We start from the raw sequence: 17,191 nt of genomic DNA, 5'->3' as shown, positions 1-17,191 counted from the left end.
ATCGTTCAAAGACCGACCGGTATCCGCTCCTGAATAAATAAGGAGTAAACTTTAACTAACGTTTATATTTATTGGAGCTACGGATCGCAATAGCTAGCGCAAAGACAATCAGTATTCCGGCAACTGCAAAGGTAATCCGCATCCCGATCAAAATGGCCTCAGCACCGGCTGATGTCATTTCATTTGTACCAGACGCAAGAGAAAATACGGCCCCCATAACCGATGCACCAGTGATCAGTCCGAGATTGCGCGACAAATTAAGTAACCCAGACATCACACCCTGTTGCCCTGGAAGGACCTCCGTCATTATAGAAGTGCTATTCGCTGCCTGGAACAACTGATAACCAGGAGTTAAAATCGCAATGGCAGTAATGTAACCAGCAATTCCTAAAATCCCTGAAAAAGCGGATAGCATAAATGAACCAGCAACCATCAGGATGAGTCCAATGATGACCGATAACGCTGGTCCCCAATGGTCAACAATGCGACCAGCCGGGACACCACTCAATATAGAGAGAACCGGACCGATCGACATTACCATTCCAACAGATGCCTGGCTGAGTCCCAGCGCAGAGGAGAGATAGAAAGGCCCGATCACCAATGTTGCCATCATTACTGTCGCAACCAATACATTCATGATCAGTGCAGCACTCCATACCGGGTTCTGGAATACGGACAACTGGATTAATGGTGCCGCAATTGTCCGCTCCACCCATACAAATAGTATGGTTCCAAAAATGGCAATCAAGAGTAAAGCAGCATTAAATTTACCATAATGCCCACGTCCTGTCGTCATAGCAAGCGCATAAGCTGCAAGGGTTAAGGCGAGTAACAATGTACCCGTATAGTCAAAGCCAGGCCTTCTGCTCTTCATCCGCTGGCGATCAGCAGGCAGAGTACGACTCACCAGAATAAAAGTAAGCATACCAATAGGGAAATTAATCAGGAAAATCATCCGCCAACTCATTCCTACGATCAAAAAACCACCAAGTGATGGGCCGAGAGCAGTGCCAATTGCTGACATCGTTCCTAGTAGTCCCATCGTTTGGCCAAACTTTTCCTTCGGTACCATTTCGCTAACAAACGCAAGCGAAAGTGTCATCATAATAGCTGCACCGAATCCCTGTGCCGCGCGAAAAACGATCAGCAGGGAAAGCGAAGACACCACACCACATAAAACCGAAGCCAGTGTAAACAAAGAGAGTCCGAATAACAACAGCCGCTTACGACCTATGGTATCGCCAAGTTTCCCAACGCTGACAATCATCGTCGTAATAGCAAAAAGATAGGCCAGCACAACCCACTGAACTTCCTGGAAAGAGCCCTTAAATTCCCCTACCAGTGTCGGTAGCGCAACATTGGCAATACTGGTACTTAAAGAGGAAAGCAATATGGAAAGAGAAAGGCAGATAAGGACCCATCGTATTGAAGAGGTATCTTCTACTTTTTCAGGAACAACTTCGTCATGCATACAGGTTACTTTTAAAATAGGTGTTTTACCTCACAAAAGTAATTTGAGTGGTCATCCTGATGTTAGGACAAGAATGAAGTTGAATAGGATTTATTTGCAATTAAATGTTTTTGCCTCCTGATCGATGATCTCTGAACAATAATCTGCCACAAGCCTCTCCGATCTGTTCATTGTTGATTTTATTAATTTTTACATCAGGTTATTTTTTAATGTAAAAAAAAAGCAATGTGCAAAAAGTGCACATTGCAAATGCTGGAACTATTTGATCAAACAGAACATAAGTCTGTCTATTTAACTTTGTTCGATTTCTTTTAAGCTATCCATTTTCTTGTAAGCCAGGAATCCCTTGATGTCCTCAAAGTGCTCTCGAACACGTTTATTACCAAACTCGAATACTTTTTCTGCCAGCCCATCCAGGAAATCCCGATCATGGGATACCAGAATCAAAGTACCATCAAAATCCTTAAGGGCATCCTTGATAATGTCTTTGGTCTTCATGTCCAAATGGTTGGTTGGCTCATCCAGGATTAACAGGTTTACCGGTTCTAACAGCAACTTGATCATGGCTAAACGGGTTTTCTCTCCTCCCGAAAGTACCTTAACTTTTTTCATGGTATCATCGCCACTGAACATAAAGGCACCCAAAAGGTCTTTTATTTTTATAGAACCATCGCTTAATGGAATCTGGTTAATGGTTTCAAATACGGTTAAGTTCTCATCAAGCAATGCGGCCTGATTTTGTGCAAAGTATCCAATCTTAGCATTGTGACCGACTTTTAAACTTCCTTCAAAATCAATCTCGTTCATGATCGCTTTGATCATCGTCGACTTACCTTCCCCATTTTTACCAACAAATGCCACCTTTTCACCCTGTTTAATCACCATAGATGCTTTTTGGAACACCACATGATCACCATAAGTTTTAGTGAGCTCTTCTACAATTACCGGATACTGACCAGAACGTGGCGATGGTGGAAATTTCAATCGTAATGCCGAAGTATCTACTTCATCGATCTCAATAACTTCGAGCTTTTCGAGCATCTTTACCCGCGATTGCACCTGCAGGGTTTTGGAGTAAGTGCCCCTAAATCTATCTATAAACTCCTGGTTATCTGCAATAAAACGTTGTTGTTCCTCATAAGCTTTCAGCTGATGTACACGGCGGTCAGCACGCAACTGGAGATAATGGCTGTATTTAGCTTTGTAATCGTAGATCCTGCCCATGGTAACCTCAATGGTACGATTGGTAATGTTATCTACAAAGGCACGATCGTGCGAGATCACCATAACCGCTTTTGCCGAGTTGATCAGGAAATCCTCCAGCCACTGAATACTCTCGATATCCATGTGGTTGGTAGGCTCATCAAGTAAAATCAGATCGGGTTTCTTTAACAGGATTTTAGCCAGCTCGATCCGCATGCGCCAGCCACCAGAAAACTCAGAAGTTTGACGGGTAAAGTCCTTGCGTTCAAAACCCAGGCCTTTTAGCACCTTTTCTACCTCTGCATCATAATTGACCTCTTCGATCGAATAAAATTTCTCGCTCAGTTCCGACACGCGTTCAATCAGCTTCATGTAGTCATCACTTTCGTAATCGGTACGAATAGTAAGCTGCTCATTCAACTCATCAAGTTCTTTTTGCATCTGGTTTACCTCTGCAAAAGCTTTCATCGTTTCTTCAAAAACCGTCACCTTATCCTCAGTGAGGAAATGCTGTGGCAAATAAGCGATTACCGCATCCTTTGGACCGGTTACGTTACCAGAAGTAGGTTTAGCCGCGTCGGCAATAATTTTTAGAATGGTCGACTTACCTGCGCCGTTCTTACCCATCAGGGCGATTTTATCGTTCTCGTTTATTGAAAAGGTTACGTCGCTAAATAGCGTGGTTCCGCCAAATGAAACGGAGATGTTATTTACATTAATCACAGTATGAGAATATTGAATTATCGGCAAAGATACATAAAAAGAATGCTCAGAATATTTAACAAACAAATAACGGGCACTGAAAAATGTCAGTGCCCGTTAAATAAGAGGTCTTACTAGAAGTTTGGATTTTGCTTAAGCACTCCATTGCTCTTATCAATTTCCACCTGTGGAATAGGATAATAATAATGTTTAGGCCTGATAAAAGTTACTGTTTTGGCCTGGTCTACCGGGGCTTTCGATTTTGGAAGATTATATATTGCCGCAATGTCAATTATATTCTTTTTGTCCCAACGCATCAAATCCTGGTGTCGCTCTCCCTCACCTGCCAGTTCCATCCGTCTTTCATGAATCAGTTGTGGCATTCCTGCACCTACAACAGGTATTAATAGTGGGGAAGCTCTTTTCCTGATCATATTGATCAGGGCATCACCAGCTCCGGCTCCCTGTGTCCGGATTTTAGCTTCAGCCACCAACAGGTAGATATCTGCAGATCTCATTAGAGGAACGGCATAATTATGATCCACTCCGGTACCCTCATCTGATTTGAACGGATAGAAAACAGCGTATTTACGGAAGCTGTACCCCGTTGAGGATAAGTCTGAAGTAAACTCCGTCTCCCCTTTTCCATCGCCAAGATCCATCTTATCTCCCAAACTCAATAAAGTAGCTGTTTTTCTGGTATCATTCGCCTCAAATTCATCAGCAAGACCTTTTAAAGGCTGACTGAATCCATAACCTCCCCAAGCCCTTGGGATATAGTAAATGGTATAGTCATTTTGCACCACGTTCTGAAGTCCTTGTACAGACATCAGGATCTCTGTGCTCTTTTCATTGGCCCGTGTAAAATTATCCTGATAATTGGTTGCTAAAGCATACCTATTGTTATTAATTACTTTTTCACCAGTCTCAATTGCCTGTGGCAATTTCTCCCAATACATATACAATTTGGTTAACAATCCCAATGCTGTACCTTTATTTACCCTTCCACGCTCCGAATCCGGGTAATTTTCCGGCAACAGCTCTACTGCCTTTAAAAGGTCTGCTTCTATTTGTTTACGGACTTCCTCTATTGGTGATTTTGGCAGATTAAAATTGCTGTTTTGATAGTCTGCTTCAGTAACAATGGGCACATCCCCATAAATCAACATTAACCTCCAATAGCCAAAAGCACGGAAGAAATATGCTTCTCCCATACAACGGTTTTTTATCGCAGGAGTGATTTCCGTAATTCTCGGAATGTTAATGATGGCGTTTGTTGAACGGTTAACGGTCTCATATTTATAAGTCCAGCTAAAATTCACCTGCGCATTAGAAGCATTATAGGTTAAGTTTTCAATAGCCTCGTCTTCGGCATGGTCACCAGATCTCCAATAATCATCTGAGGCCACATCAAAAGTAGTCTCCGCATGAGAAATATAATCTTCCTGTGCCAATAAGTTATAAATACCGGAAATGACATTCACAGCATCCGTCTCATTCCTGAAATAGTTATCGGTGTTATAAACACCTTTTTGTTTAAGATCCAGGTTTTTTTTGCATGCAGCGGAAAGAACCACCACAAATAAAAATGTATATATTATAAATTTTGTTTTCATGGGGATTAGAGTTTTAGGGTTAAACCAAATGTGAATGACCTTACGGATGGATACTGAGCAACATCTACACCTCTTTGTCTGTTGCCATTGGTGTAGCCGAGTTCTGGTGTATAACCAGAATAATTAGTGATCATAAATAAATTCTGTCCGGTCACATAAAGCCTCAAGTTATTTAAAGTTGCCTTTTTCATTAGAGAAGCTGGTATCGTATACCCTATCGTTAAATTCTTAAGGCTTACGTAATTGCCGTTTTCAATAAACAGGTCTGAGGTGCGGTAGTTCTCATTTGAACGGTCAAGAGACATTCTCGGCATGGAGTTGCTCGTTCCGGGACCAGTCCACCTGTTTAGTGCTTCTGCGTATAAATTAAACGAATACGTTGGATCAATTCCCTGCATCCGGTCTGCATTATACAAACTAACTCCAAACACCCCCGCTAAATTTGCGGATAAGTCGATCCCTTTATAAGATAACTTGGTCTGGAAGCCCAGTGTAGCCTTAGGATTTGGATTCCCTAAATAAGTTCTGTCCAAACCATCAATCTTACCATCTCCGTTGACATCCACAAAACGAACATCGCCTGGCTTAATCAATCCTTTTCTGGAATCATTTGTCAGGTAAGGATCACTGTTGATATCAGCCTGGTTTTGATACAGACCAGCTGTTTTCCATCCATAGAATGAAGCGACAGGCTGACCTTCATAGGTTCTCGATATTTCCTGGCTTGAGCGGCCATAAACAGTGGAAGGAATAAAAGCACCAGTACCATATAGCTGAGTCACCTTATTTTTAATGAAGGATCCGTTTAAACCAAAGGAATATTGAAATTCATTGCCCGACTGGTAATTCAGTTCTACTTCAATACCATGATTATTCATGGTTCCAATATTACGGTCAGGAGCGCTCACCCTTCCTGTGGTTCCAATTTGTAGTGCCGGAACCAACATGCTTTCCGTATTTTTATCAAACCAGGTGATGGTGGTATTCAACTTATTCTGTAGAAAACCAGCTTCCACACTGATATTGGTCATTGCTGCACGTTCCCATGTGATGTCCGGATTGGCTGTTTTTATTACAGCCGAGCCACTTACTCCATTTCCACCAAAAGTATAACCATTGGTACCATATCCATTACCCACTACTATTTTACTCAGGTATTGAAAGCCATCGATATTCTGGTTTCCTAATTCTCCCCATCCACCGGTAATTTTTAAATTGCTGATCCAGGAGATATTTTTCATGAATTGCTCATTAGACAATCTCCAGCCCAAAGAGAAAGCAGGGAAATAGCCCCAGCGATTAGAACTGGCAAATTTAGATGATCCATCGGCCCTAAAAGTCAACGTAGCTAAAAATCTGCTGTCGTAATCATAAAATCCCCTTGCGAAAACCGACTCAAGACCATATGGATCTCTATAAGTACCGTTTGCAGCCAATAAGTTTTTACCATTATCTAAGGTCCTTTGGTCTTTGGCAGTATCATCATAGCCTGTTCTTGCGGCAGAGAAAAAGCTACCTCTGAAACTTTGTAAAGAGTAACCGCCGGTAAAAGTGATGTGGTGTTTATTTACCTGCTTATCATAACTAAGTAACAGGTCTAATAAATGAGAATAGTTATCTTCTTCTCCTTGGGTTAGCGTGGAATTAGGATTTTGTCTTGCCTGATTTAAATCCTGAATATCAAAAGAATAAGTACGGTTAATTGTTCCATCGAACCCGTAATTCACTCGAAAATTCAGGTCCTTATAAATTGGAACTTCAGCAAAAACATTGGCCACCGCCCGGTATTTACGCGTGTAAGCGTCCGCTTTCTGAATTGTAGAATAAGGATTATTGATATCCCCCAGTTGGTTAGCAAAAGCTTTAGACGTTCCGAAAGATCCATCCTCGTTCACAGCAGGAATTGCTGGATTATACCTTAATGCAGAAAAGAGCAGTCCTGCCTGAGAATCGTTATTATTGAAACCATTGTTTTCTCCATACGTTACCTGCAGGTTTTGTCCGACCTTCAGCCATGGCTTGACCCTATGCTCTGAATTGATGCGGGTGCTAAAGCGCTTAAAATAAGATTTGTCAACTATTCCCTTCTCATCATAAAAGGAACTTGAAAAATAATAGGTGGAAGCGTCATTTCCCCCCTGAATGTTTACATCAATATTGTTTACTTTTCCACTTCCAAGGATCGCTTTCTGCCAGTCTGTACGCTGGGTAGCGTAGTAAGGATCTTCCCATGGTTTCTCAAAGGCCACCCCATCATTAGTGTATCTTTCTCTTTTCAGCATATAAAGATCCGGAGCGGTAAGCAAATCGATGTATTTGGTAGATTTAGAGATTCCGGTGTAGGCATTTATTGAAGTCGATAATTTCTGACTGTAAGTACCTCTTTTGGTGGTCACCAAAACCACTCCGTTTGCTGCTCTCGTTCCATAAATTGCACTCGATGAAGCATCTTTTAAAATCTCCACCGAAGCAATGTCATTGGGGTTCACATCATTTAACGCATCGGGATTGTTTGAGGGCACCCCATCAATTACGACTAAGGGGTTGGCATCGTTGATGGTCCCTGTACCACGGATACGAATGCTTGGTGCTGCACCCGGCGTACCATCATTACGTACGATATTTACGCCCGTTGCCCTTCCATCCAGAGCGGAAGCCACTGTACTTACTGGTAAATTCTGAATGTCACTGCCCTTAACACTGGAAATTGATCCGGTCACATCAATTTTCTTGGCTGTTCCATACCCCACAACCACAATCTCATCCAGATTAGAATTGGTTTCTACCATCGTGATGGTCAGGTTTGTTTGTCCGGCAATCTTAACGATCTGCTTTTCATAACCCACATAGCTGAATTCTAACACTCCGCTTTCAGGAGCATTAATCACAAACGCTCCGTTTCCATCGGTCGTTGCCCCTACGTTGGTTCCCTGAAGCTTGACACTAACGCCAATCAGGGTTTCTCCCTTGGTATCGACTACTTTTCCTTTTATAGGGACCTGCACCTTTGCCGCTCCCTGGTCGTAGATGAATACGACACCATCCGCTGTTATTTTATAGGGCAGCTTGTTCCCCATAATTGCTTCCAGGACATCATTAATAGATGCATCTTTCACCTGAAGCTTTACTTTTCCCAGTTTTTTAATGCTGGAATAATTGTAGAAAAAACGGTAATCACTTTCTTTTTGTATCCTGGTCAGGATGTTGCTCACTTCTGTCTGTTTCAGATCAAGTGAAAACTTTTTCTGGGAGTAAACAGATGCTGAAACCTGTAGACAAGTGAACATAATGAGTAATGATGCTCCTTTCATTAGCAGAATTATTTTAAAATGTGGTTGCACAAATAACCATGCAAAAGCTTTCGTAATCTTTTTCATTACATTTGTTTTTGAAAATTAAGAGATAGAGTAAGGCCTTCGAAAACACTTACTCTTGTGAATTAAATCTGGATTTTTGAAGGGAAGACGTCAACTCTTCCCTTATTTGATCGGATCTTTCAGGAATCTGTGAGGTGAAATTTCTGCATTTTTTCTGGTTTAATTTGGTTCTATTATCGGTTAATTATATGCTACCTTAAGGATAAGAAAATTACTCCCCCATCTCTTCTATATTTAAATGAGGTGGTCATCTTTATAAAAGAAAGTGCCTGTTCAAGTGATTCGTCTTTAAACACGCCACTGATTCTTTCCTTTTTCAAGGCCTCATTTTCAAATACTATTTTTACATCAAATCTTCTTTCGATCTGTTTTGATACTTCATCGAAGCACTCATTTGTAAACACCAACTTATTACTCAGCCAGGCGATCTCTGCCACTTCATCCTTGTTGAGATCAGAAAGCACTTCAAGTTGGTACTCAGTTGCCGCATTCTTGTTTGTTAGGGTTAACTTCTCATTAGGTCTCATCACGATGCTCTTTTCAGGTTTGTCATTTAATCCAACCTGAATCTTACCACTAAGCAATATAGTCTCGATCTTTTTATCTGTTGAATAAGCTTTGACATTAAATGCTGTTCCCAACACCTTTATGCTCAGCTTATCTGTATGCACCTGAAATGGTCTGTTTGCGTCTTTTGCTACTTCAAAAAAACCTTCTCCTTTGAGAGTGACCACCCTGTTTTCTGTACTGAAGATTTTCGGATAGATAAAGGTACTTCCGGCGTTTAATTTAACCCTGGTGCCATCAGGCAATAGTAGTTCTCTGACTTTCCCAAAAGGCACATAGATATTTTGCATTCCGGAACTGGCGAACCGATTCGAAGGATCTGGTTTTTGCACAAGAAAAAAAACCGCAGCTAATATGCCCATTAACAAAACAGCGGCAACCCACTTCAAAAACACCAAAGGCCTTATTTTAGCTTCTTCAATAGGAGCCACAATAGATTCTTCTCTCTTTATTTCCTTCCAAATCTTATCAAGATTCTTATCTAAATCCTTTTTCATCAGGGTATCCGACTGCTTCTCCTCAGTTGTTAATGCATCTGTGAAATTTTGCATCTTTCTATATTCTGGGAAATGAATGAAAAACTCTTCCAGTTCCCTTATTTCTTCAGGAGTAGAGGACTTTCCCATATTTTTAGCCATCAGCTCGATAAATCTGGATTCCGTCATAGTTCAAAATGGTATTTATAGTATTTCAGGTTAAGACACGCGAAGGCATCATTATTCCTAAAAGGATTTAGAAATAAATTATTGGAATTTATTGAAAGAAAAACACAACTGATAATGAGGATGTTATTTACAATAAAGAACCATATGCAGCTTCTTAAGGGCAATGGAAAGTTGCGCGAATACGGTTTTATCAGAAAGCCCAAGAATGCAGGCAACTTCCTTACAGGAAAAACCATCCTCCTTTACCATTTTAAAAATGAGTTTACACCTGGGAGGTAAATCATTTATAGCACTTAACATATGAACAGAAAGCTCTTTGCTAATCAGAATTTGGGATGGATCGACCGACAAATGAAAATAATAGGCCTCTGTTACTTTCATTTCATTATTTCTCCTGGAAGAAATACTCCTGATGTGGTTTAAACAGGCATTTTTTATGGATGTGTATAAATAAACCTGGATGTTCTTGATTTGGTAAGTTTTGCTCCGTTCAGTCCAAAGCCTGACCAAAACGTCGTTTACAATCTCTTCGGCGATCTCTCTTTCCCTCACAAATGATTGTGCAAACCGAAAGAAATTATGCGCATGTTTTTGATATAGTTCGTTAAATGCAAACTCGTCGGCATTTTCTCTAATGCGAGTAATCAGTTGTTGCATATCCCCCAAATCTATATAATGATTTGGGGCAATATTAGAAATAAGAATCCAATATATTTATTATTTAAACTTTTTTTTGCTTGCTCTGCAGAAAATACTAACCAGTGCCATTTGAAAGTAGAATACGTTTTGAAGGGCTAGGAATCGGTGACTAAAATTACGGATTCCAGCGACAGCGGCACATTCAAAAAACTTATCAAGTTCAGTACCACACTCCATTAAAGAAAAATTGGTAGCCTCATTTACTGTTGAAAAAGTATTTACAATGCCTTCTGGTTCGTCGGGATTCAAATTTGAAAATTCATATATCGATAAAACTCCTATCCCCTTCATCGAGTGACTCAATATACGCAATCCTAAACTCATCCTTATACGTATCCGACCTACCAAGTACATATTTGAGTGATCCATCTTTATTAGTCATATTTTCCTTGGGGTCATCACAAGTCTTTTATCTTTATTCAGGCCACTGTGATATGCGAAAAAGCTTTGACGGGCTGTGTGGATTCGTGAGTTCAGGTATGCGACTCATTCCCATCAGCGGCGAATTGTTTGTTTTTTTGAACTACAGTCGTACCCAAATCAAACTACTACACTGGGAAAAAGGCGGCTTTTTACTCTATTATAAGCAGCTGGAACAAGGGACTTTTCTTGCTCCAAAAGGCAAGGAAAATGAAATGTTATGGAGCGACCTGATACTAATGGCAGAAGGTATTCATGTTACAAAGAGTGTTCAAAAACTGTAGAAAGAATAGCCAGCGATGAACAGCTGGATACAACAAGGAGTTTGCGCCACATTATAACAACAAGTTAATGGAAATCTGCCAGCGCATGTAGTTTACTCCTGAGGTTGTCGTCGCGGAAAGGAATATCTGGAGGTATATTATTGAATCATCAGGGTGATAAATTCAATTTATTGTATCTTTCTAAAAAAAAGAGATGAAGAAAACCAAACTACTAATTCTAACTCTGTTTATTACCAATTTCAGTTATGCACAAACCACTCTAATGGATAGTTTAATTCAAAAAAACTACTCCACCTTTAAAAAAAACAATAACAACACTTTCGAAGGGAAAGGATGGATTGCCCTACAGGATGAAATCAGCAAAAATAATTCTGTGTTATTGGGCGAGCTACATTTCACCAATGAAGTCCCTTACTTCACAAATGCAATTATTAATAGTATTAAGTTCGACAACTATATTCTGGAAATTGATCCATATACAATCAACACAATATCAACAAAAATTAAATCCTTATCCCCTGCTGAACTGGACAAATTCCGTAATGAATCAGGTTCAGCTTTATCTTTTTTACAAGGTGAAGCTGAGTTTGATTTATTCAAAAACATACTTCAGCAGAATATCAAACTATATGGAGCTGATCAAATTAGTTTATTTTCAGACCGATTACTGCTTTCGGAATTGAGAAAACAATCCAAAAATGCTAAAGCAAAAGAAATTTATAAGCAGATGATCGCTAATTCCGCTGCTTATGACACAAAAAACAACACCACATTCTATTTGTTCTCTGACGATTGTCTGGCAAAAATGAACGCATTGAGCGCTCTGAATTTATCAGCCAACGAGAAAGAGCAGCTTGAAGCACTAAAATTAAGCAGGGAACTATATTTAACTCGAATTCATCCTTTAAGAGTTCAATACATGAAGCACCTGGTTCTTGAAAAACTACCTGAATGGAAAGACAAGAAGAATCTTTTCAAATTTGGTGCTAATCACCTGCCTAAAGGAGAGAGTTTAATGGAAGTATTCGATATTGGCAACCTGGTTTCCAATATTGAAGAGGCAAATTACCGGAAGTCATTACACATTATGCTCATCGGAAAGGAAGAAGGTGAAACATTGGCTGATTTAGATCAATATAAATCTTTCTTAACCGTCGTAAAAGATGACAATTGGTATGCATATGATTTAAGACCCTTGAAACAAGCAATCTCTAAAAAGAAGCTTAAAGTAGATAATTTGGAGCTGGAAAGAATTATAAAAGGTTACGACTATTTGGTTTTCATTCCAAACATGACTAAAACCCCAAAAAGAGGCAAAAAAGACCACTAAATATGATCCAGAGCCGTCTGTTTTATAGTACAGACGGCTTACTTGTATGATTGCCTGCTATATTTTACAACTGGATAGCGTTGGAAAAGATATTATCCAGCGTGATTTGAAAATAGAACACTTTTTGAGGGATTATGAATTCCGCTTGATCCGCTACCTATCACAAAACACTGATTTTAAACAAAAAATCCAGACTTTGATGGTTCAAAGTCTGGATAATGCCTTTATCGGGCTTTCTTTCAATCGTCCCCGGACGTACTAAGATCGAACCATTTTACGGAAGATCTAGCTAAAATCGCCCTAATACCGTTAGAAAACGCAGAAATATGACATCGAAATTAATACGACAATTATGAAAAATGCATAGGTATTTTAAATGACATGCAAAGTAATCAGATGACCACCAATTCGACATCGCGAATTGAAGATTAAGCAATTTTTTATAGTCATTTGTGAAAGGTTTTCAAATAACCTTGGATGACAAAAACTCACAATCTACAACATCACCAATCTGAATTAGAGATTGGATTTTTTTGAAAATCTGCAATTTAAAATGCGCATATATATTCAAATTGTTCACTGGTAATTATTGTATTGCTCTGCATTAATAAGATCAAGTATTTTATTAAAATAGTTAGACTTGAATGTGAAATCTTTATTTATTGATATTGTTAGTTTTTGTTCCGCCACTGATGCTGATAAAGGCTTTTAAAGCAGGGGAAAGTGGCACATCCTTTCTGTAGACCAAAATCGTTGTCATAAGACCCAACTCCTTTGGCAAATGGAATGTTTTTATATTTCTATTACCATAAAACCTACTTATGATTTCTTCTGGCATAACACTAAATCCAATCCCGGATTCAATGAAATTTACAACGCCTTCAATGGAATTCATTACTGTTTTATGATATTCGGCAATACCTTTGCTTACAAGCCAAGCGTCAAGTTTAGCTCTAAAGACGCAACCTTGATCGAAAACTATTGTTTTAAGCGGATTTTTTTTAAGTAGCATATCCAGGTTTTCACAATCTGCCGGAGCAACAATTACAACCTGTTCGTCCGTTATTTTAATTTGTTCAAGCTCAGGAATATCGAGAGGTGCGGGGATAAATGCTGCATCTAGTTTATAATTCAACACATCACTGATTAAGCTGGCTCTCATCGCGGATCTAAAATCCAGGTCAACAAAAGGGAATTTAGAGGCAAGTTCATTAACAAGTTCCGGCCCTTTCAGGGTCATCATCGTTTCCAAAAATCCAATTTTAATCTGGCCCTTTACGATATCACTTTTACCAATCGACCTTTTTGCCTCGTCCAAAATATGGTTGAATTGCTTGGTATAGCGAATCAGTTTTTCACCTTCCGGAGTTAATTCAACCTTGCGGTTGTTTCTGGTAAAAAGCAGTGCGCCAAACTCCTCCTCCAAATTTTTTATACGCGTAGTTACATTTGATTGAACGGTAAACATTGCTTCAGCAGCCTTTGTAAAACTGCCATAATGCGCAACGGCTTCAAATAAATTAAGGTCATTCGTGTTCATAAATCTTAAATTGAGATACATGGTATCTTTATAAATCATTTTGAATGATTAAATATCAGGTTTACTTTTGAATAAAAAAAAGGAAAAAATGAAAAAACTAAAAATAGCCTTCACAATCATCTTGACTGGCTTATTAGGGAGAACAGAAATTATGGCACAATCAACCACAGTTAAAACAAGTCCTGCTTTAGAAGTTGGGGTTGTTCATCACCGAAAGGTAAATGTAAACGGACTTGACGTATTTTACAGAGAGTCCGGCCCAGCAGGAGCACCAACAATATTATTGTTGCATGGTTACCCAACATCATCACATATGTTCCGTAATCTGATACCGATATTAAACAAAAGATATCACATTATAGCCCCTGATCTTCCTGGATTTGGAAATACTGATTTGGCAGATCGCACAACTTATGCCTACACTTTTGAAAATCTGGCTAAAACAATGCAGGGTTTTATAGATGAATTAGGTTTAAAAAGGTTTGCAATTTATGTATTCGATTATGGTGCGCCAACCGGATTTCGTCTGGCACTTGCGAATCCAGAGAAAATTACCGGGATTATTTCGCAGAATGGCAATGCCTATGTAGAAGGATTGAGTACGGGGTGGAATCCAATTCAGAAATATTGGGAAAATGACACCCAAGAAAATAGAGATGCGCTAAGGGCTTTTTCTACCAAAGAGGGAACGAAATTCCAGTATTTTACTGGTGTTACCGATTCATCGCTTGTAGCGCCAGAAGCTTACATGGTGGATCAGTATTTTCTAGATAGGCCAGAATCTGCAGAAATTCAGCTTGACCTGTTGAAAGACTATAAAACAAATGTTGATCTGTATCCATCGTTTCAAAAGTATTTTAGAACCAATAAACCAAAACTGCTTGCTGTATGGGGAAATAAAGATCCATTTTTTCTTCCAGCCGGAGCTGAGGCCTATAAAAAAGATATTCCTAACGCGATAGTAAAATTTTATGATACTGGCCACTTTGCGTTAGAAACCCATGTACAGGAGATAGGAAATGAAATACTGAAGTTTCTCTCCACTCTTCCAAAATAAGATTTTGGGGCGTAATACTGCCTAAATGTGAAGGCTCTGTACCTGGAGTTGGCAGGTTGAAGAGGATAGTTATGTGTATTTTAATCATAGCGGTAGAGCGTCTTGAAAAATCGGAAATACACTGATCAAAGCAAGCCCGGCATAAGCCGGACTTTTTTCAAATAACAAATAAATCAAATGATTGATGGAAATTAAAAACCCAGTACCACCGTTTAACTACGATTCCGCGGTGAAGAAAGTTATGCTTGCAGAGCGCGCATGGAATAGCCGCAATCCTGAAGTAATATGCATGGCTTATACCCTTAATACAGAATGGCGCAATCGGTCGGAATTTATCTCAGGCCGTGAAGAAGTCAAAGTGTTTTTAGCAAACAAGTGGGAGAATGAACTTAACTACAAGCTTAAAAAAGAACTTTGGGCATTTACTGACAACCGTATAGCAGTTCGCTTTCAATATGAATGGCATAACCATCAAGGGCAATGGTTCTGCAGCTTTGGTAATGAGCTTTGGGAATTTGATAAATGCGGGCTAATGGAGAAACGGTTCGCAAGCATTAATGATCTGGCCATTGATGAAAAAGATCGAATTCTATAAAATAGATAAACACTAATGTTTAAAAGGCGCTAGTATATTGTTAGCGCCTTGCCAGTTTCCTATCAACTAATGATCCGAGATAACCATTTTTTATAATGTCCTTGATTTAGTTACGGATCATTACAAGATGAAATACAGCTCAAAATACACTACAAAATGATCTATAATATATAGCTATGTGATCCGTAATTGAATTTCAGCTCATATAGCTACATATTACGGAAGGAAATTGACGAACGCAAAATCCAGGAAGGTTTCAATTTCCAATTGATCACTGACATATTATGCGATGTCGACTTATTTACGGCCGACGAAGCAAATCAATTAAAGCAATTACAGGAAGAATTTCAAAATAATGTGAGCCATATGACTCCCTCGGCTTATAATAAGGAGATGGAAAGACTGGCTATCGATTTGAGTTGGAAATCATCTCAGATCGAAGGTAATACTTATTCTTTGCTAGAAACTGAACGTCTGTTAAAGGACAAAGAAACCGCAGCCGGTAAACCAAAAGATAATGCAGCTATGCTGTTAAAATCTGCGTTTCCACGCGATGCGGGGCACATTATAAAATAGACAAAAACCAAAAACCCCTCTCTAAGTGATTAGAAAGGGGTTTGTACCCAGCGCCGGAGTCGAACCGGCACGGTTTCCCACAGGTGTTTGAGACCAGCGCGTCTACCAATTCCGCCAGCTGGGCATTTGCTTTGTTAGCGGGTTGCAAATGTATAAAACACAATCCTAATTAGCAACAATTATTTTTATTTTTCTTCTTTTAGCTTTTTATCCACGATAAACGGCGCAAAAGGTAACAAAGAAGCCGCTCCAATCATTACAGTCTTGCTAAACTTCCATTTATATTCTTGCCATGCCATGATCAGAATCACGATATACATCACAAACAGCAAACCATGCGCCCAGCCAGTATATTTTACAGCGAGTGGCATTCCTGCCCAATACTTCAATGGCATTGCGACAAACAACAGCAAGAGATATGAGATCCCTTCAGCAACAGCAACTTTTCTAAAAATAGATAATGTAGTCATATAAGTGATTTGATGGCAAAAGTACCTCAAACAAGCATTGTAAAAAAGCCGAAATCAGCTTTTTTACAATGCTTTAACACCTAAGCGGCCGATTCGGCCTTATGGATACTTTCCCGGATCCGGTATAAGTACTTATTTCGGTAATATAAATCCTTTATAGCGATCAGCAGATCAGTCTGACCTTCTGCATCCTCTGATTCAAATGAAGTCGTCAGCGCAGCGATTTTATCACTTAATCCCTTTTCTATTCCATCTACCTCAATCTTCAACCCCGCTAAACGTTCTGCATCCGGGTCAAATTGTAAATCCATCAGTGATTCGTTTACATTCATCATCTCCATCAGGAAGTCCTGAGGAAGCTTATAGTTCTCCCCCTCTGTTAGCTGACCTTTTAGTTCCAGGATGTAGTGTAATCTCTTTTGCGGATCGCTCAATACCTGGTACGCTTTGTTATTCACCGTACTCAGCTCTAAGACCTCTTCCTGCTTCTCATCAGAAGCATTAATATAAAAATCGGGATGATACTTTTTGCTCAGCTCATAGAACTTCTTTTTCACCAAACCTGCATCAGGGTTGAAACTTACCGGTAAACCGTAAAATTCAAAGTAATCTGTCATTT

General features: G+C 39.5%; 15 protein-coding genes and 1 tRNA gene. 5 read left to right on the top strand and 11 right to left on the bottom strand.

From position 1 onward, the window contains the following. Positions 1–55: 55 nt before the first annotated feature. The 7 genes from AAFF35_RS04550 to AAFF35_RS04520 all read right to left on the bottom strand — a co-directional run bounded on the left by AAFF35_RS04550 (position 56) and on the right by AAFF35_RS04520 (position 10,591). Positions 56–1,471 (bottom strand): MFS transporter, encoded by a 1,416-nt coding sequence (locus tag AAFF35_RS04550; RefSeq protein ID WP_342331217.1) that lies wholly within the window; start codon positions 1,469–1,471, stop codon positions 56–58. A gap of 291 nt (positions 1,472–1,762) precedes the next feature. After that, positions 1,763–3,397: an ABC-F family ATP-binding cassette domain-containing protein gene (locus AAFF35_RS04545; RefSeq protein ID WP_342331216.1), complete on the bottom strand. Its 1,635-nt coding sequence runs from the start codon at positions 3,395–3,397 to the stop codon at positions 1,763–1,765. Positions 3,398–3,510: 113 nt separating this feature from the next. Then, positions 3,511–4,992: a RagB/SusD family nutrient uptake outer membrane protein gene (locus tag AAFF35_RS04540; RefSeq protein ID WP_342331215.1), complete on the bottom strand. Its 1,482-nt coding sequence runs from the start codon at positions 4,990–4,992 to the stop codon at positions 3,511–3,513. Positions 4,993–4,997: 5 nt separating this feature from the next. Beyond that, the gene (locus tag AAFF35_RS04535) at positions 4,998–8,369 is read right to left on the bottom strand and encodes a TonB-dependent receptor (RefSeq protein ID WP_342331214.1); all 3,372 of its coding nucleotides are present in this window, start codon (positions 8,367–8,369) and stop codon (positions 4,998–5,000) included. A gap of 191 nt (positions 8,370–8,560) precedes the next feature. Next, positions 8,561–9,601: a FecR domain-containing protein gene (locus AAFF35_RS04530; RefSeq protein ID WP_342331213.1), complete on the bottom strand. Its 1,041-nt coding sequence runs from the start codon at positions 9,599–9,601 to the stop codon at positions 8,561–8,563. A gap of 123 nt (positions 9,602–9,724) precedes the next feature. Beyond that, positions 9,725–10,258 carry an RNA polymerase sigma-70 factor gene (locus AAFF35_RS04525; protein WP_342331212.1) on the bottom strand — a complete coding sequence of 178 codons (534 nt, stop codon included), beginning with the start codon at positions 10,256–10,258 and terminating at the stop codon, positions 9,725–9,727. Positions 10,259–10,318: 60 nt separating this feature from the next. Next, positions 10,319–10,591: a hypothetical protein gene (locus AAFF35_RS04520; RefSeq protein ID WP_342331211.1), complete on the bottom strand. Its 273-nt coding sequence runs from the start codon at positions 10,589–10,591 to the stop codon at positions 10,319–10,321. Positions 10,592–10,656: 65 nt separating this feature from the next. On the opposite strand from AAFF35_RS04520, the gene tnpB reads away from it, so the two are divergent. Together tnpB and AAFF35_RS04510 are read left to right on the top strand one after the other, a co-directional pair. Beyond that, on the top strand, positions 10,657–11,004 hold the full coding sequence (gene tnpB, locus AAFF35_RS04515) for an IS66 family insertion sequence element accessory protein TnpB (RefSeq protein ID WP_342331210.1): 348 nt from the start codon (positions 10,657–10,659) through the stop codon (positions 11,002–11,004). Positions 11,005–11,197: 193 nt separating this feature from the next. After that, positions 11,198–12,334 carry a hypothetical protein gene (locus AAFF35_RS04510; protein WP_342331209.1) on the top strand — a complete coding sequence of 379 codons (1,137 nt, stop codon included), beginning with the start codon at positions 11,198–11,200 and terminating at the stop codon, positions 12,332–12,334. 655 nt (positions 12,335–12,989) lie between these two features. Here the strand turns inward: AAFF35_RS04510 and AAFF35_RS04505 are convergent. Then, positions 12,990–13,913 carry a LysR family transcriptional regulator gene (locus AAFF35_RS04505; RefSeq protein WP_342331208.1) on the bottom strand — a complete coding sequence of 308 codons (924 nt, stop codon included), beginning with the start codon at positions 13,911–13,913 and terminating at the stop codon, positions 12,990–12,992. A 49-nt stretch (positions 13,914–13,962) separates the two neighbouring features. Here AAFF35_RS04505 and AAFF35_RS04500 point away from each other — a divergent pair, with 49 nt between their 5' ends. The 3 genes from AAFF35_RS04500 (at position 13,963) to AAFF35_RS04490 (ending at position 16,102) form a co-directional block, all read left to right on the top strand. Beyond that, positions 13,963–14,931: an alpha/beta hydrolase gene (locus AAFF35_RS04500; protein ID WP_342331207.1), complete on the top strand. Its 969-nt coding sequence runs from the start codon at positions 13,963–13,965 to the stop codon at positions 14,929–14,931. Between the two features lie 184 nt (positions 14,932–15,115). Beyond that, on the top strand, positions 15,116–15,526 hold the full coding sequence (locus AAFF35_RS04495; RefSeq protein WP_342331206.1) for a nuclear transport factor 2 family protein: 411 nt from the start codon (positions 15,116–15,118) through the stop codon (positions 15,524–15,526). A gap of 189 nt (positions 15,527–15,715) precedes the next feature. Then, positions 15,716–16,102 (top strand): hypothetical protein, encoded by a 387-nt coding sequence (locus AAFF35_RS04490; protein ID WP_342331205.1) that lies wholly within the window; start codon positions 15,716–15,718, stop codon positions 16,100–16,102. A gap of 44 nt (positions 16,103–16,146) precedes the next feature. On the opposite strand, the gene AAFF35_RS04485 is transcribed toward AAFF35_RS04490, so the two are convergent. The 3 genes from AAFF35_RS04485 to hscB all read right to left on the bottom strand — a co-directional run bounded on the left by AAFF35_RS04485 (position 16,147) and on the right by hscB (position 17,189). After that, positions 16,147–16,226, bottom strand: a tRNA-Leu gene (locus tag AAFF35_RS04485). Positions 16,227–16,287: 61 nt separating this feature from the next. Beyond that, positions 16,288–16,572 (bottom strand): DUF3817 domain-containing protein, encoded by a 285-nt coding sequence (locus tag AAFF35_RS04480; protein WP_342331204.1) that lies wholly within the window; start codon positions 16,570–16,572, stop codon positions 16,288–16,290. 80 nt (positions 16,573–16,652) lie between these two features. After that, positions 16,653–17,189 carry a Fe-S protein assembly co-chaperone HscB gene (hscB, locus tag AAFF35_RS04475; RefSeq protein WP_342331203.1) on the bottom strand — a complete coding sequence of 179 codons (537 nt, stop codon included), beginning with the start codon at positions 17,187–17,189 and terminating at the stop codon, positions 16,653–16,655. Positions 17,190–17,191 lie beyond the last annotated feature (2 nt).

It is taken from the genome of Pedobacter sp. FW305-3-2-15-E-R2A2, assembly GCF_038446955.1.
In the GTDB taxonomy this organism is placed as follows: Bacteria; Bacteroidota; Bacteroidia; order Sphingobacteriales; family Sphingobacteriaceae; genus Pedobacter.
This window is presented reverse-complemented; position numbering and strand designations above follow the sequence as displayed.

Bases quoted from the DNA above. Each gene is read 5' to 3' on its own strand.
- AAFF35_RS04550 (WP_342331217.1), bottom strand. From the start codon at position 1,471: ATGCATGACGAAGTTGTTCCTGAAAAAGTAGAAGATACCTCTTCAATA.
- AAFF35_RS04540 (WP_342331215.1), bottom strand. From the start codon at position 4,992: ATGAAAACAAAATTTATAATATATACATTTTTATTTGTGGTGGTTCTT.
- AAFF35_RS04535 (WP_342331214.1), bottom strand. From the start codon at position 8,369: ATGAAAAAGATTACGAAAGCTTTTGCATGGTTATTTGTGCAACCACAT.
- AAFF35_RS04530 (WP_342331213.1), bottom strand. From the start codon at position 9,601: ATGACGGAATCCAGATTTATCGAGCTGATGGCTAAAAATATGGGAAAG.
- AAFF35_RS04525 (WP_342331212.1), bottom strand. From the start codon at position 10,258: ATGCAACAACTGATTACTCGCATTAGAGAAAATGCCGACGAGTTTGCA.
- AAFF35_RS04520 (WP_342331211.1), bottom strand. From the start codon at position 10,591: ATGAAGGGGATAGGAGTTTTATCGATATATGAATTTTCAAATTTGAAT.
- AAFF35_RS04510 (WP_342331209.1), top strand. From the start codon at position 11,198: ATGAAGAAAACCAAACTACTAATTCTAACTCTGTTTATTACCAATTTC.
- AAFF35_RS04505 (WP_342331208.1), bottom strand. From the start codon at position 13,913: ATGATTTATAAAGATACCATGTATCTCAATTTAAGATTTATGAACACG.
- AAFF35_RS04500 (WP_342331207.1), top strand. From the start codon at position 13,963: ATGAAAAAACTAAAAATAGCCTTCACAATCATCTTGACTGGCTTATTA.
- AAFF35_RS04495 (WP_342331206.1), top strand. From the start codon at position 15,116: ATGGAAATTAAAAACCCAGTACCACCGTTTAACTACGATTCCGCGGTG.
- AAFF35_RS04480 (WP_342331204.1), bottom strand. From the start codon at position 16,572: ATGACTACATTATCTATTTTTAGAAAAGTTGCTGTTGCTGAAGGGATC.
- hscB (WP_342331203.1), bottom strand. From the start codon at position 17,189: ATGACAGATTACTTTGAATTTTACGGTTTACCGGTAAGTTTCAACCCT.